Source organism: Ruegeria sp. N8 (assembly GCF_056531325.1).
Window position 1 is genome coordinate 1 of the sequence record NZ_JBQFLQ010000014.1, and the last position, 12,770, is coordinate 12,770.

General features: G+C 58.6%; 14 protein-coding genes and 1 tRNA gene. 10 read left to right on the top strand and 5 right to left on the bottom strand.

The window, feature by feature from the left end; all coding sequences use genetic code 11:
• The first annotated feature begins 90 nt into the window (after nt 1-90).
• Nucleotides 91-645: a tyrosine-type recombinase/integrase gene (locus tag ACR0C5_RS18230; protein ID WP_480878320.1), complete on the top strand. Its 555-nt coding sequence runs from the start codon at nt 91-93 to the stop codon at nt 643-645.
• A 71-nt stretch (nt 646-716) separates the two neighbouring features.
• Here ACR0C5_RS18230 and ACR0C5_RS18235 read toward each other — a convergent pair.
• Nucleotides 717-793, bottom strand: a tRNA-Pro gene (locus tag ACR0C5_RS18235).
• Nucleotides 794-881: 88 nt separating this feature from the next.
• Nucleotides 882-1,997: a THUMP domain-containing class I SAM-dependent RNA methyltransferase gene (locus ACR0C5_RS18240; RefSeq protein WP_480878261.1), complete on the bottom strand. Its 1,116-nt coding sequence runs from the start codon at nt 1,995-1,997 to the stop codon at nt 882-884.
• 288 nt (nt 1,998-2,285) lie between these two features.
• Between ACR0C5_RS18240 and ACR0C5_RS18245 the strand changes: the two genes are divergently transcribed.
• The 6 genes from ACR0C5_RS18245 to nqrF are packed head-to-tail and all read left to right on the top strand — an operon-like array spanning nt 2,286 to nt 8,146.
• Nucleotides 2,286-3,629 (top strand): Na(+)-translocating NADH-quinone reductase subunit A, encoded by a 1,344-nt coding sequence (locus ACR0C5_RS18245; RefSeq protein ID WP_170773160.1) that lies wholly within the window; start codon nt 2,286-2,288, stop codon nt 3,627-3,629.
• A gap of 5 nt (nt 3,630-3,634) precedes the next feature.
• Nucleotides 3,635-4,843, top strand: a complete 1,209-nt coding sequence (locus ACR0C5_RS18250) for an NADH:ubiquinone reductase (Na(+)-transporting) subunit B (RefSeq protein ID WP_480505856.1) — start codon at nt 3,635-3,637, stop codon at nt 4,841-4,843.
• Entirely contained in the window at nt 4,836-5,651 is an 816-nt protein-coding gene (locus ACR0C5_RS18255) for a Na(+)-translocating NADH-quinone reductase subunit C (RefSeq protein WP_170789853.1), read from the top strand. The genes ACR0C5_RS18250 and ACR0C5_RS18255 overlap by 8 nt, the downstream gene beginning before the upstream one ends.
• The gene (locus ACR0C5_RS18260; protein ID WP_117873115.1) at nt 5,651-6,304 is read left to right on the top strand and encodes an NADH:ubiquinone reductase (Na(+)-transporting) subunit D; all 654 of its coding nucleotides are present in this window, start codon (nt 5,651-5,653) and stop codon (nt 6,302-6,304) included. The genes ACR0C5_RS18255 and ACR0C5_RS18260 overlap by 1 nt, the downstream gene beginning before the upstream one ends.
• Nucleotides 6,304-6,912 (top strand): NADH:ubiquinone reductase (Na(+)-transporting) subunit E, encoded by a 609-nt coding sequence (gene nqrE / locus ACR0C5_RS18265; protein WP_050603817.1) that lies wholly within the window; start codon nt 6,304-6,306, stop codon nt 6,910-6,912. Before ACR0C5_RS18260 ends, nqrE begins: the two co-directional genes overlap by 1 nt.
• 10 nt (nt 6,913-6,922) lie before the next feature.
• Nucleotides 6,923-8,146, top strand: a complete 1,224-nt coding sequence (nqrF, locus tag ACR0C5_RS18270) for an NADH:ubiquinone reductase (Na(+)-transporting) subunit F (protein ID WP_170789852.1) — start codon at nt 6,923-6,925, stop codon at nt 8,144-8,146.
• A 36-nt stretch (nt 8,147-8,182) separates the two neighbouring features.
• Here the strand turns inward: nqrF and tviB are convergent, their stop codons facing one another.
• The 3 genes from tviB to ACR0C5_RS18285 all read right to left on the bottom strand — a co-directional run bounded on the left by tviB (nt 8,183) and on the right by ACR0C5_RS18285 (nt 11,096).
• Nucleotides 8,183-9,466 carry a Vi polysaccharide biosynthesis UDP-N-acetylglucosamine C-6 dehydrogenase TviB gene (gene tviB, locus ACR0C5_RS18275; protein ID WP_480878266.1) on the bottom strand — a complete coding sequence of 428 codons (1,284 nt, stop codon included), beginning with the start codon at nt 9,464-9,466 and terminating at the stop codon, nt 8,183-8,185.
• Nucleotides 9,467-9,471: 5 nt separating this feature from the next.
• On the bottom strand, nt 9,472-10,485 hold the full coding sequence (locus tag ACR0C5_RS18280) for a GDP-mannose 4,6-dehydratase (RefSeq protein ID WP_170773148.1): 1,014 nt from the start codon (nt 10,483-10,485) through the stop codon (nt 9,472-9,474).
• Between the two features lie 86 nt (nt 10,486-10,571).
• Nucleotides 10,572-11,096 (bottom strand): CBS domain-containing protein, encoded by a 525-nt coding sequence (locus ACR0C5_RS18285; RefSeq protein ID WP_170773146.1) that lies wholly within the window; start codon nt 11,094-11,096, stop codon nt 10,572-10,574.
• 110 nt (nt 11,097-11,206) lie between these two features.
• On the opposite strand from ACR0C5_RS18285, the gene ACR0C5_RS18290 reads away from it, so the two are divergent.
• The 3 genes from ACR0C5_RS18290 (at nt 11,207) to nqrM (ending at nt 12,739) form a co-directional block, all read left to right on the top strand.
• The gene (locus ACR0C5_RS18290; protein WP_170773143.1) at nt 11,207-11,392 is read left to right on the top strand and encodes a hypothetical protein; all 186 of its coding nucleotides are present in this window, start codon (nt 11,207-11,209) and stop codon (nt 11,390-11,392) included.
• A 66-nt stretch (nt 11,393-11,458) separates the two neighbouring features.
• Nucleotides 11,459-12,484 (top strand): FAD:protein FMN transferase, encoded by a 1,026-nt coding sequence (locus ACR0C5_RS18295; protein ID WP_480878269.1) that lies wholly within the window; start codon nt 11,459-11,461, stop codon nt 12,482-12,484.
• A gap of 12 nt (nt 12,485-12,496) precedes the next feature.
• Nucleotides 12,497-12,739 carry a (Na+)-NQR maturation NqrM gene (nqrM, locus tag ACR0C5_RS18300; protein ID WP_170356551.1) on the top strand — a complete coding sequence of 81 codons (243 nt, stop codon included), beginning with the start codon at nt 12,497-12,499 and terminating at the stop codon, nt 12,737-12,739.
• Nucleotides 12,740-12,770 lie beyond the last annotated feature (31 nt).

Consider the following 12,770-nt stretch of genomic DNA (forward strand, 5'->3'; position numbering starts at 1 on the left):
CTCATCTCCACTCTCTGATGGTTACGATGAGCCTGAAATCCTCCGCTACGCAATCAACCTAGTCTGTTCCATGGGTGCTGATGGCGGACAATCGAGCGCGCTAGCAAACCGGCTCCCAAGGAGAGGTATCTCACGCGCCAGGAGATTTCACAGCTCCTGGCGGTCGACTGCGCACCGCACATCAAACTGGCTATATGGCTGATGCTGTCGACGGCGGCCAGAGTAACAGCAGTGTTAGAACTCACATGGGATCGGGTGGACTTTGAACGCCGTCAGATCAATCTCCGAACTGGCGACGGACAGAGGAAGGGCAGGGCCATCGTCCCCATGACCGAGAGTCTGTATGCTGCGCTTTTGAACGCCCGAAAAGCCGCATTATCTGAGTATGTTGTGGAGTGGGCCGGCGGATCGGTAAAGTCGATCAAGAAAGGCTTCAAGGCGGCCGCAGTCGCGGCGGGCCTGCCTGACGTGTCACCGCACGTCTTGCGGCACACCGCAGCAGTTCATATGGCTGAAGCAAGTATCTCGATGGAGGAGATTGCACAGTTTCTAGGCCATTCAGGCTCCCGGATCACCGCGTCCGTCTACGCGCGCTACAGCCCTGAGCACTTGCGTAAGGCTGCCAGTGCGTTGGAGTTCGACTAACGCTCAGGTTCAACGAACCTCGGATCACTGTCTAAAAAACAACAAAAGCGCCCTCGGGCGCCTTGTTTTATTGGTCGGAGTGAGAGGATTCGAACCTCCGACCCCTGCCTCCCGAAGACAGTGCTCTACCAGGCTGAGCTACACTCCGACCGTGGCGGCGGGTCTATACCCGGCAATTTGGATGTGCAAGAGGGATTTTGCGGTTTCAAACCCCGCGCTCATTGTCGCGATTGGTGTCAGGGCAGGGCGTCCGTGCGGTAGAGGCGGATTTTGGTGCCGCCGTGGTCAACCACCGGTCCGGGCGGCAGCAAAGGCAGGCGAGTTGCGCGGGCAAGCCCCGCATTGCTGGTCACGATCCCCGCGCGCCAGCCGCTGAATCGAGTGGCAAGCACCTTGCCCAACGCCCCGTAGAGAGAGCGCAGGCGTTTTTCATCACCGATTCGTGCACCATAGGGCGGGTTGACGATGACAAGACCGGCGTCGCCGGGTGGGGGCTTGATGTCGCTGACGGCGCGGGTTTGGAACTTTGTGACCTCACTCACTCCGGCCTGCGTCGCATTGGCTTGGGCGGCTTCAACCGCGCCCGAATTGCGGTCAGAGCCGGAGAAAACAAGATCGGTTTCGGACATATCCCCGTTGGCGCGTAGATCGCCCCAAGCGGCAGGGTCGAACCCGGCAAGGTCTTCGAAGGCAAAGCTGCGGCCGCGACCGGGGTTCAGCCCCAAGGCGATCTCGGCGGCTTCGATGACGAAGGTGCCGGAGCCACACATCGGGTCCAGGACCGGTTCGGATCCGGTGTATCCGCACTCGCGCAGGAACATGGCGGCCATGGTCTCGCGCATTGGGGCTTTGGCAACTACCGGTTTGTGGCCGCGTTTGTGCAGCGGCTCGCCGGATGTATCGACTGAAAAAGTGCAGATATCCTTTTCAATGCGTAGCAGGACCCGCAGGGTGGCATCGCCCGAGATTGGCGCGCCGAGAGTTTCGGTAATTGCGTGCTCGATCCGCTGCTTTGCGGCGCCTGCATGGTAGATACGGGATTTGCGGCTGGTCGCCTCGACTTTGACCGGCACATCGGGGCGCAAAAAAACTGACCATGGAAACTTGCGGGCACGTTTGTCGAGCTGGGCCAGGTGAACGGCAGGAAAGCTACCCATGCGCAGCAAGACCTTGTTGGCACCCCGCAGACACAGATTGGCGCGCCAGACATCGGTCCATCCGCCGCGCAGGCTGACACCACCGGGTACGATTCTGGCGTTTTCGTATCCGTTTTCGACAGTCTCGGCCAGCAGGGGGGCCTCGAGGCCGGGCGTGGCCACCAGAAATATCTCGAATTTGTCGCTGTGTTCCATTTTGGGTGCTTACACCGGATGCGATCCGGGTGCGACATGCATTTTCCACGCATCGAAACTGCGCAACGTGATAGGAATGTGACAATTACTTGCGGCTTTGAGCGGTAACAGGTTTGCGTTTATGACCATCCCCGCGTAAAGGGTCCATGATCGAAAATATGCCTGCGGATTTTGGACCGTTTTCGGCGCTTTTGCGACGGAGATCCCGAAAAACCGTGCTATTGCAGGATTCCGAAAGGACGTCGGCAGAGTTGGCGCAGACAAAGAGGCTTGGAAGACCGTAGCGACATGCAAACTTTCAAACTGAAAAAAGGGTTCGAGCTGCCGGTGCTGGGTGCGCCGGATCAGACGATTCATCCTGGACCCGAGTTTTCGACCGTCGGGGTTCTGGGCGGCGACTATATTGGCCTGAAACCCAAGATGCTGGTACAAGAGGGTGACGACGTCCAGCGCGGCACGCCCCTGTTTAGTCACAAAGACGCGCCCGATGCGATGATGGTAGCGCCAATGACCGGCAAGGTCGTCGCAGTCAATCGCGGTGCTCGGCGCGTGCTGCAAAGCGTCGTGATCGAGGTGTCAGACCCCAATGACACCGGGGTTGATTTCTCGGGCACCGGGAATGCCGACAGCGCCGAGGGCGTGACGGCCAAGCTGTGTGCTGCGGGTCTTTGGACGGCCTTCCGAACGCGGCCCTATTCCAAAATGCCGACACCCGGCACCACACCTGCAGCGATTTTCGTGACGGCGATGGACAGTGAGCCTCTGGCGGGTGATGCAGCCGTGATCATCGCTGACGCAGGGGATGCTTTCGCCGCGGGTCTGGCGGCGGTCGCGAACCTGACCGAAGGCAAGACCTATCTGTGCCACAAAGAGGGTGACTCGGTACCGGGCGCCGATGTGCCAGGAATTGAAGCCGCCGCATTCGCAGGGCCGCACCCGTCGGGGCTGGCGGGGACGCATATCCATTTCCTCGAGCCGCTGGCAGGGGACAAGCAGGTCTGGACCATCGGGTATCAGGACGTCATCGCCATTGGTCGCCTGATGCAGACCGGCCATCTGGATCCCAATATCGTGGTCGCTCTGACCGGTCCGGGCGCGCGGCAGCCGCGTTTGATCCGCACGGTCATGGGCGCGTCGACCGACGATCTGACCCGTGACGAGGTCGATGTGGACGGGACGCCCCGGATTATCTCGGGCTCGATCCTGTCAGGTGCACAGGCTGAAGGCCCGACCGCTTATCTGGGCCGCTTTGCGCGGCAGGTTTCGATCATCCGTGAAGATCACGATCAACACACGATGGGTTGGATTCTTCCGATGCCGTCGAAATTCGCCGTACAGCCCGTGTTGGGCTCGGCCTTTGCGAAAAAGCTGTATGCGTTCACTTCAAACCTGAACGGCGGCCGTCGTGCGATGGTGCCGACGGGCGTGTTCGAAGAGCTGATGCCGCAGGACTATTTGCCAACGCAACTGCTGCGCGCATTGCTTGTCATGGACACGGACACGGCGCAGGCGTTGGGTGCGTTGGAGCTGGATGAAGAGGATTTGGGCCTTGTGGGCTTTGCCTGTCCAGCAAAATATGAATACGGGCTGGCGCTGCGCGACTGCCTGACCAAGATTGAAAAGGAGGGCTGATCCACATGGGTTTGCGCAGCTTCTTCGATCGGATTGAGCCGAACTTTACCAAGGGCGGCAAGTACGAGAAGTATTTCCCCATCTACGAGATGGTCGAAAGCTTTATCTACACTCCGAAAACCGTAACCACCGTGGCCCCGCATGCGCGGTCCTACGTGGATATGAAGCGGATCATGACCTATGTCGTGATCGCCACGATCCCCTGTATCCTGTGGGGGATGTGGAATACGGGCTATCAGGCGAACTCGGCCATTGCGACGCTTGGTCCGGATGCCGCGACCGGTTGGCGTATTGCTTTGCTGCAGATGTTTGGCATCTCGCTGGATCCGTCCAGCCTGTTAGCCAATGTGTTGCACGGGTTGCTTTATTTCCTGCCGATCTACATCACGACGCTGGTTGCGGGTGGTATTTTCGAGGTCATCTTTGCCACCGTGCGTGGGCATGAGGTGAACGAGGGCTTCCTTGTCACATCGATGCTCTACACGCTGATCCTGCCCGCATCGACACCGCTGTGGCAGGTCGCTTTGGGCATCATCTTCGGCGTTGTCATCGGCAAAGAAGTATTTGGCGGCACCGGCAAGAACTTCCTCAACCCGGCATTGGTGGGGCGGGCGTTCTTGTATTTCGCTTATCCCGCGCAAATGTCGGGGGACTCGGTCTGGACTCCTGTGGATGGGTTCTCGGGCGCGACCGCGTTGGGGATCACCGCTGCCGAGGGCGTTCAGGCGCTGGCGGCCGACGGTATCACTTGGGCCAATGCGTTCTTCGGCACCATTCAGGGCAGTTTTGGCGAGACATCGACCCTGGCCTGTATGATCGGCCTGGCCTTCCTGCTGACAACGAAAATTGCCAACTACCGCCTGATCCTGGGCTGTTTGGCGGGGACCATCGGCTTTAGCCTGTTGCTGAACCTGATCGGGTCGGACACCAACCCGATGTTTGCGATGCCTTGGTACTGGCACATCGTTCTGGGCGGCTACGCCTTTGGTCTGGCTTTCATGGTCACCGAGCCGGTTTCCGCCAGCCACACTAACATGGGCCGCTATATCTACGGTGCGCTGATCGGTGTCATGGTTGTGATGATCCGCGTCATTAACCCTGCTTTCCCCGAAGGTATGATGCTGGCTATCCTCTTCGGAAACGTCTTTGCGCCGCTGATCGACTATTTCGTCGTGCAAGCCAACATCAAACGGAGGGCGCGTCGCCATGTCTGATACGCAGTCCCAAGAACCAAAGGGCGCGATTGCAAAATTTCTGGCCGCCTCGCCGGATTCTGTCGGTAAAACGATAGTCGTCGCGGTCGCTGTCTGCCTTGTGGCCTCAATGGTCGTATCCGCCGCAGCGGTCAGCCTGCGCCCGGTGCAAGAAGCCAACGCGCTGAAGGACAAGCAGGTCAACGTTCTGCAAGTCGCCGGTGTCTATGAGCCGGGCGTCGATGTCTCCGAAGCGTTCGCTGCGTTCGAACCGCATGTACTTGAACTGTCGACGGGCGCTTTCGTCGACGATCAGTTCGACGCTGCCACGTTTGATGACATCGCTGCGGCCAGCGATCCCGACCTGAGCGTTGCGCTGGACAATGACCCGGCGGGAATTGGGCGTCAGTCTAAGTATCGCGTGATCTACCTGTTGCGCGACGATGCGGGCGAGTTGGACAAGGTGATCCTGCCGCTGCATGGCTATGGCCTGTGGTCCACGCTCTATGGCTTTATCGCACTGGAGAACAACGGCAACGATATCTTCGGCCTGCAATTCTATCAGCATGGTGAGACGCCGGGCCTTGGGGCCGAGGTGGACAACCCACGCTGGAAGGCACTGTGGAATGGAAAACGTCTGCGTGATGACGCGGGTGAGCTTCAGATCACCGTCGCCAAATCGCAGCCCGCCGCTGGCCCGGACTTTTACGTCGACGCGCTGGCCGGGGCGACGCTGACCTCGGTGGGTGTCGATAACCTTGTACGGTTCTGGATGGGAGATGCGGGTTACGCTCCGTTTCTGGCCAAATTGCAAGCAGGAGAATTCTGATGTCTCAGACTAAGAAAGAGATGCTGGTCGACCCGCTTGTCGACAATAACCCGATCACTCTGCAGGTGCTGGGCATCTGTTCGGCGCTGGCGGTGACCTCGTCACTGCAGGTCTCGATGGTGATGGCGCTGGCGGTGATCTTCGTGACCTCGTTCTCGTCCTTCTTTATCTCGTGCCTGCGCAACCAGATTCCGGGCTCGATCCGGATCATCGTACAGATGGTGATCATCGCCTCGCTGGTGATCCTGGTGGACCAGATCCTTAAGGCCTATGCGTTTGAGATCTCGAAAACTCTGTCGGTTTTTGTCGGCCTGATCATCACCAACTGTATCGTGATGGGCCGGGCTGAGGCGTTTGCGATGAAGAACCCGCCCGTCGCGTCGTTCATCGACGGCATGGGCAACGGTATGGGCTACGGCCTGATCCTGCTGCTGGTCGGCTTCATTCGTGAGCTATTCGGTGCCGGATCGCTGTTTGGCATCACCATTCTGGAGACCGTCAACAACGGTGGCTGGTACGTGCCCAACGGCATGCTGCTGCTGCCTCCGTCAGCGTTCTTCATCATCGGTCTGATCATCTGGGCCTTCCGCACATGGAAGCCGAACCAGGTGGAAGAGCGTGAGTACAAAATTCAGCAGGTAGAGGCCCACTGATGGAAGGTCTGATTTCACTGGCCGTAAAGGCCATCTTTGTCGAAAACCTTGCGCTCAGCTTCTTTCTGGGGATGTGTACCTTCATTGCCGTGTCCAAGAAGATTTCGACCGCGCTGGGTCTGGGCATCTCGGTCATGGTTGTGCAGGCCATCACTGTGCCTGCCAACAACCTGTTGCTGAACTACCTGCTGAAACCGGGCGCGCTGGCCTGGGCCGGTTTCCCGGATGTGGACCTGACCTTCCTTGGCCTGATCTCGTATATCGGTGTGATCGCGGCGATGGTTCAGATCCTTGAGATGGTTTTGGACAAGTATTTCCCGCCGCTCTACAACGCGCTGGGGATCTTCCTGCCGCTGATCACGGTGAACTGCGCGATCTTGGGTGGTTCGCTGTTCATGGTGGAGCGTGACTATAACTTTGCCGAGGCCGCGACTTATGGTCTGTCTTCCGGTTTTGGCTGGGCACTGGCGATCACTGCGATGGCGGGTGTGCGCGAAAAGCTGAAATATTCGGATATCCCCGACGGCCTGCAAGGGCTTGGGATCACCTTCATCACCGCGGGTCTGATGGCGATGGCCTTCATGTCCTTCTCAGGCGTGAAACTGTAAGGAGGGGCGCATGGAAACTTTTAGCTTAGGCGTCGTTCTTTTTACCCTGATCGTGTTGGGGCTGGTGGCCATCATCATGGCTGCGCGGTCCAAGCTGGTGTCGACCGGGAACGTGAACATCACCATCAACGGTGAGAAAACCATCTCGGTCCCAGCAGGTGGCAAACTGCTGCAAACGCTGGCGGCCGAGAAGCTGTTTGTTCCGTCCGCCTGTGGCGGCGGCGGTACCTGCGCGCAATGCCGGGTGCGGGTGCATTCGGGCGGTGGCTCGATCCTGCCAACTGAGGAAAGCCATATCACCAAGCGTGAGGCTTCGTGCGGTGACCGTCTGTCCTGTCAGGTCGCGGTCAAGCAGGACATGGACATCGAAGTCCCCGAAGAGGTCTTTGGCGTCAAGAAATGGGAATGCACCGTTCGCTCGAATGAAAACGTGGCGACCTTCATCAAGGCCCTGACCCTGGACCTGCCGGAAGGCGAGGACGTGAACTTCCGCGCCGGTGGCTATATCCAGATCGAGGCCCCCGCGCACGCGTTGAAATATACCGATTTCGACGTGGAAGAGGAATATCGCGAAGATTGGGACAAGTTCAATCTGTGGCAATACGAATCCGTCGTGGCCGAACCGATTGAGCGGGCTTATTCCATGGCCAACTATCCGGACGAAAAAGGCATGATCATGCTGAACGTCCGAGTGGCTTCGCCGCCTCCGGGTTCGGATGGTATCCCCCCGGGCCAGATGTCGTCGTATATCTTCAACCTGAAACCGGGTGACAAAGTCACGATTTCGGGTCCGTTTGGTGAGTTTTTTGCCCGCGACACGCAGAAAGAGATGGTCTTTATTGGTGGTGGTGCGGGCATGGCCCCTATGCGCAGCCACATCTTCGATCAGCTCAAGCGTCTGGAAAACCGCGATCGCAAGATCAGCTTCTGGTACGGCGCGCGGTCGAAGAAAGAGATGTTCTTTGTCGAGGATTTCGACCAACTGGCCGAAGAGTTCGACAATTTCGAATGGCATGTCGCCCTGTCGGATGCGCAGCCCGAGGACGATTGGAAAGGCTATACCGGCTTCATCCACAACGTTCTGTTCGAGGAATACCTCAAGAACCACCCCGCGCCCGAGGATTGCGAGTTCTACATGTGTGGACCGCCGATCATGAACCAGTCGGTCATCAACATGCTGCTGGACTTGGGCGTGGATCGCGAAGACATCATGCTGGACGATTTTGGCGGATAAGACAGGATAAACCGGCGCAGCACAGCGCCGGTTTTTTTACAGCCGCAGGTCGCTGGCCTCTGGCGGCAGACAGGATTTGACGTCGAACAACACGCTTTGATCCTTGCCAAAGGCGCGTATCTCGGCTGGGGCGAGCGTCAGAAATTCCCGATGCGCAACTGCCAGAACGATACCGTCATAAGCACCGGTTTCAGGCTGCGAAGTCATTGAAATCCCGTATTCCTGCTGCGCGGCAACTGCATCCGCATGGGGGTCGTAGACATCGACGGCGACGCCGTAGTCTTGCAACTCGTCAATGATATCCACCACACGCGTGTTGCGCAGGTCGGGACAGTTTTCCTTGAAGGTCAGCCCCATTACCAGCACGCGGGCGGCGGCCACATTGATCCCCTCGCGCATCATCCGCTTGACCAGTTGCGAGACCACATAGCCGCCCATACTGTCATTCAACCGACGCCCGGCCAGAATGATCTGCGGGTGATGGCCCACAGCTTCGGCCTTGTGGGTCAGGTAATAGGGGTCTACGCCGATGCAATGCCCGCCCACCAGACCGGGGCGGAAGGGTAGAAAGTTCCACTTGGTCCCCGCGGCGCGCAGAACTGCATCGGTGTCGATATCCATCCGGCCAAAGATCATCGCCAGCTCATTCACCAGCGCGATGTTCAGGTCGCGCTGGGTGTTCTCGATCACCTTTGCGGCCTCGGCCACACGGATGCTTTCCGCCTTGTGGGTGCCTACCGTGATGATCCGCGCGTAAAGCGCATCCACCAGATCGGCCACCTCGGGGGTCGAGCCGGACGTAACCTTGCAGATATCCGCGATCCGATGGGTCTTGTCGCCGGGGTTGATCCGCTCGGGGCTGTAGCCTGCAAAGAAATCGCGGTTGAACACCAGGCCCGAGGCGCGTTCCAACACTGGCACACAGTCTTCCTCGGTCGCGCCGGGGTAGACGGTGGATTCGTAGACCACAAGATCGCCGGGTTTCAGCACGCGTCCAACGGTTTCAGACGCGCTGAGCAAAGGTGTTAAGTCAGGCTGCTTGCCTGCCGTGATCGGGGTGGGGACGGTGACGATATAGGTGTCACATTCCGCGATTTCTGCCGCATCGGTGGTGAAGGACAGGCCGGTTGCGGCGCGCAGGTCCTCGGGCTCGACCTCATGGGTTGCGTCCTGACCGGCGCGCAGGGCGGTTATCCGGGCTGTGTTGATGTCAAAGCCGGTCACAGGGCCGATTTTGCCGAAGGCCACGGCCAGCGGCAGGCCGACATAGCCCAGTCCGATCACAGCGATCTTGCGGGCGTTGGGGTCTGTTTCAAACATCGCCGTCATTTACCATGATAGTCGCGGAACCACGCGACGAACCGGGCAATTCCCTCTTTGAAATCGGTTTGCGGGCGGTACCCTGTCAGGGATTGCAGCAGATCATTATCGGCCCATGTCGCAGGCACATCGCCCATCTGCATAGGCATGTAGTTTCGGATAGCCTTTTTGCCCAAGGCATCCTCAATGGCCTCGATGAAGTCCATCAGCCGCACCTTGTCTCCATTGCCGATATTCACCACCCGCCACGGCGCTGCCGGAGACAGGCTGTCGCCCTCGGCAATCTGATCCGCGCTGTCCGGGCGCACGGGCGGCACGTCGATCAGCAGGCGGATACCCCGCACCAGATCCTCGACATAGGTGAAGTCGCGGTACATGTCGCCGTGGTTGTAGATGTCGATTGGTCGGTCATCCAGAATGGCGTCCACAAATTTGTAGAGCGCCAGATCGGGACGCCCCCAACTGCCGTAAACAGTGAAAAAGCGGAACATCGTCGTCGGCAGGTTCCACAGATGAGCGTAGGAATGGCCCATCGCCTCATTTGCTTTCTTCGTGGCTGCGTAGATCGTCAGAGGGGTGTCGGCCTTTTCGACCTCGGTAAACGGCATCTCTTCGTTCGCACCGTAAACGGATGAGGTCGATGCCATCAGCAGATGCGCAACTTCATGTTCTCGGGCAATCTCCATGACATTGAATGTGCCCACGACGTTTGAGTTGATATAGCTGCGCGGGTCTTCCAGGCTGTAACGCACCCCGGCTTGTGCGGCGAGGTGAACGATGACCTCGGGCTTGAAGTCATCGGCGATCTGTTTCAGGCGGTCGTGATTTTCCAGCAAGTCCTCGGTTGCGGAAAAGCCAGGGTTTTGCAGCAACATCTGGTGGCGGCGCTGCTTGAGGGTGACGTCGTAATAGTCGGTCATCCCGTCATAGCCGTGCACACGAAAGCCTTCGGCCAGCAAAAGCTTGGCCAGATGGAACCCGATGAACCCGGCCGTTCCGGTGACAAGAACCCGTTTCATGCAACCCTCTGTTTCATCGCCGTTTGATGCTGCATCAGGGATACTGTCACCGGCCCGAGGTCAAGCGGTTTTCGCACTTTGGAGCGTCAACCGACGATCATCTGTTTCATGCGAAGGGCTTCGTATTCCAGCTCTTTCAGGCGGAAATGCACGACGTCGCCAATGGTGATCACGCCGCGCAGGGCGCCGTCGGCGAGAACCGGCATATGGCGGAATCGCCCCTCGGTCATGGTTTTCAGAACGTCGTTCAGCGGGTCATCAGGTGCGCAGGTTTTGACCTCACGCGTCATCAGGTCCTCGACCGATTGGGGAAGCGTCTGACCGGGGGTGTCGGCCATGCGGCGCACGATATCGCGTTCCGACAGAATGCCCTGCAGTGCGCCGTTTTGATCGGTCACCAGAACCGCCCCGATTTTCTTTTCCTTCAGCGTGTTCACCACCGAGTGAATCGTGTCGTTTGGACGCACCGAGAACACCGCATTTCCCTTGCCCTCAAGCAGTTTCGCCACGGTCGTCTGCGAGTGTGACAGGTTCGAGTCGACCGACTGGCTGCGCGTGCTGGTCTCGGCCTTGTCGCCGCGGGTCGGTGGCTGGTAAGAGCTTGGGGCCATGGGCAATCTCCTTCTGCTTTGTTATTTACCTTAGCGCAGCCAAACGACCTGTATAGGGTGCAATTGCCCGTTCCGGGGAAAACTGCCGAAAACCAAGGATATCCGAACTTTTGTCCGACCTTTCTCTGACCCCGCCTGTTGCAGCGCTGATCTTTTTCGCCGTGGTTGTATGCGGGCACAATTTTCGCATGGCATGGAAACAACAAGCGCCGGGGTGGCAGAAAAAGGCGTGGCTGTTTGGCGTGCCTGCCGGAATTGGTCTGCTGGTTTTGGGCTTCATGCCGCTGAAACTCTGACGCAGGTTTGACTCTGATCCGGGGCGCTGGCATATGCCGGGCACGTTTTCCTAAGAGGGTGCTGTGATGCGTTTTGTCCCCGTTTTGGCTGTTGCCGCGCTGGTGTCTGGCTGTTTGTTCGACAAAGAACCAGAAGTCGTGCGCCTGTCTGGCGAAACCATGGGGACGACCTTCAACATCACCGCCATCGGCGTGGACCTTGACGAAGAGGCGCTGGCAGGTGCAGTCGATCAGACGCTGGCCGAGGTCAACGCCAAGATGTCCAACTGGGATCCGAATTCCGAGGTGTCCACCTTTTCTGCGTCGGACAGCACCGATGCCGTGGCAGTATCTGACGAATTTGCGTTGGTGATTGATGCGGCAAATGACGTGCACGAGAAAACGGGCGGCACGTTTGACGTCACCCTTGGCCCGCTGATTGAGCTGTGGGGCTTTGGCCCGCGCAAACCCGAAGATCCTGTGCCATCGGATGCCGAAATTCAGGCCGCGCTGGACAGCGTCGGTCAGTCCCGCCTGTTGACGCTGGACCGCGAGGCCGGGACGTTGGCCAAATCGGATGCGGATGTAGGCATCAACTTGTCGGCCATCGCCAAAGGCTATGGCATTGATGCGGTGGCCGAAACGCTGCGCGAAGCTGGGATCGAGAACTACATGGTCGAGATCGGCGGCGATCTGGTCACTATGGGTCAGAATGACAAGGGTGAGGCATGGCGGATCGGGATCGAAAAACCTGAAACTGGCGTGCAGGCCATTCAGTTGATCGTTCAGCTTGACGATCTGGGGATGGCGACCTCGGGCGATTACAAGAACTTCTTCGAACAGGACGGCGTGCGCTATTCGCATATTATCAACCCGGTGACAGGCCGCCCGATCACGCATCGGACCACCTCGGTCACGGTGCTGGCGGAAAACGCGATGATGGCCGATGCCTGGGCCACGGCCATGTTGGCGCTGGGGCAGGAAAAAGGGCTGGAACTGGCCGAAAAGCATAAACTTGCCGTGTATTTCATCTCGCGGGATGTGACAGGGGGCGAAGATGCCTATATCACGGTTCATAGCAGCGCGTTCAAAGACGCCTTAGGCAGCAACTGACGGATACGAATCATGAGCACCTTTATTCTGGCTTTCATACTGCTGGCTCTTGTGATGGTGGGCATGTCGTTGGGCGTGATGCTGATGGGCAAGACCATCAAGGGCAGCTGTGGCGGTCTGAACGCGATCTCGGGTGCGGATAAATGCGTGGTCTGTCAGAAAGATGTCGACCCGAACAGCCCGCTGCGTGATCAGTTGCAGTGCAAGCGCGCCAAGAAGATGCTGGAACAGATGGAACGCGAAGCGCAGGTGTAAATTCCGCTTCGCCGCTGACGCCGAATTGGTT

Coding starts and splice junctions, on each gene's coding strand:
- ACR0C5_RS18240 (WP_480878261.1), bottom strand. CDS start 1,997: ATGGAACACAGCGACAAATTCGAGATATTTCTGGTGGCCACGCCCGGC.
- ACR0C5_RS18245 (WP_170773160.1), top strand. CDS start 2,286: ATGCAAACTTTCAAACTGAAAAAAGGGTTCGAGCTGCCGGTGCTGGGT.
- ACR0C5_RS18250 (WP_480505856.1), top strand. CDS start 3,635: ATGGGTTTGCGCAGCTTCTTCGATCGGATTGAGCCGAACTTTACCAAG.
- ACR0C5_RS18255 (WP_170789853.1), top strand. CDS start 4,836: ATGTCTGATACGCAGTCCCAAGAACCAAAGGGCGCGATTGCAAAATTT.
- ACR0C5_RS18260 (WP_117873115.1), top strand. CDS start 5,651: ATGTCTCAGACTAAGAAAGAGATGCTGGTCGACCCGCTTGTCGACAAT.
- nqrE (WP_050603817.1), top strand. CDS start 6,304: ATGGAAGGTCTGATTTCACTGGCCGTAAAGGCCATCTTTGTCGAAAAC.
- nqrF (WP_170789852.1), top strand. CDS start 6,923: ATGGAAACTTTTAGCTTAGGCGTCGTTCTTTTTACCCTGATCGTGTTG.
- tviB (WP_480878266.1), bottom strand. CDS start 9,466: ATGTTTGAAACAGACCCCAACGCCCGCAAGATCGCTGTGATCGGACTG.
- ACR0C5_RS18280 (WP_170773148.1), bottom strand. CDS start 10,485: ATGAAACGGGTTCTTGTCACCGGAACGGCCGGGTTCATCGGGTTCCAT.
- ACR0C5_RS18285 (WP_170773146.1), bottom strand. CDS start 11,096: ATGGCCCCAAGCTCTTACCAGCCACCGACCCGCGGCGACAAGGCCGAG.
- ACR0C5_RS18295 (WP_480878269.1), top strand. CDS start 11,459: ATGCGTTTTGTCCCCGTTTTGGCTGTTGCCGCGCTGGTGTCTGGCTGT.
- nqrM (WP_170356551.1), top strand. CDS start 12,497: ATGAGCACCTTTATTCTGGCTTTCATACTGCTGGCTCTTGTGATGGTG.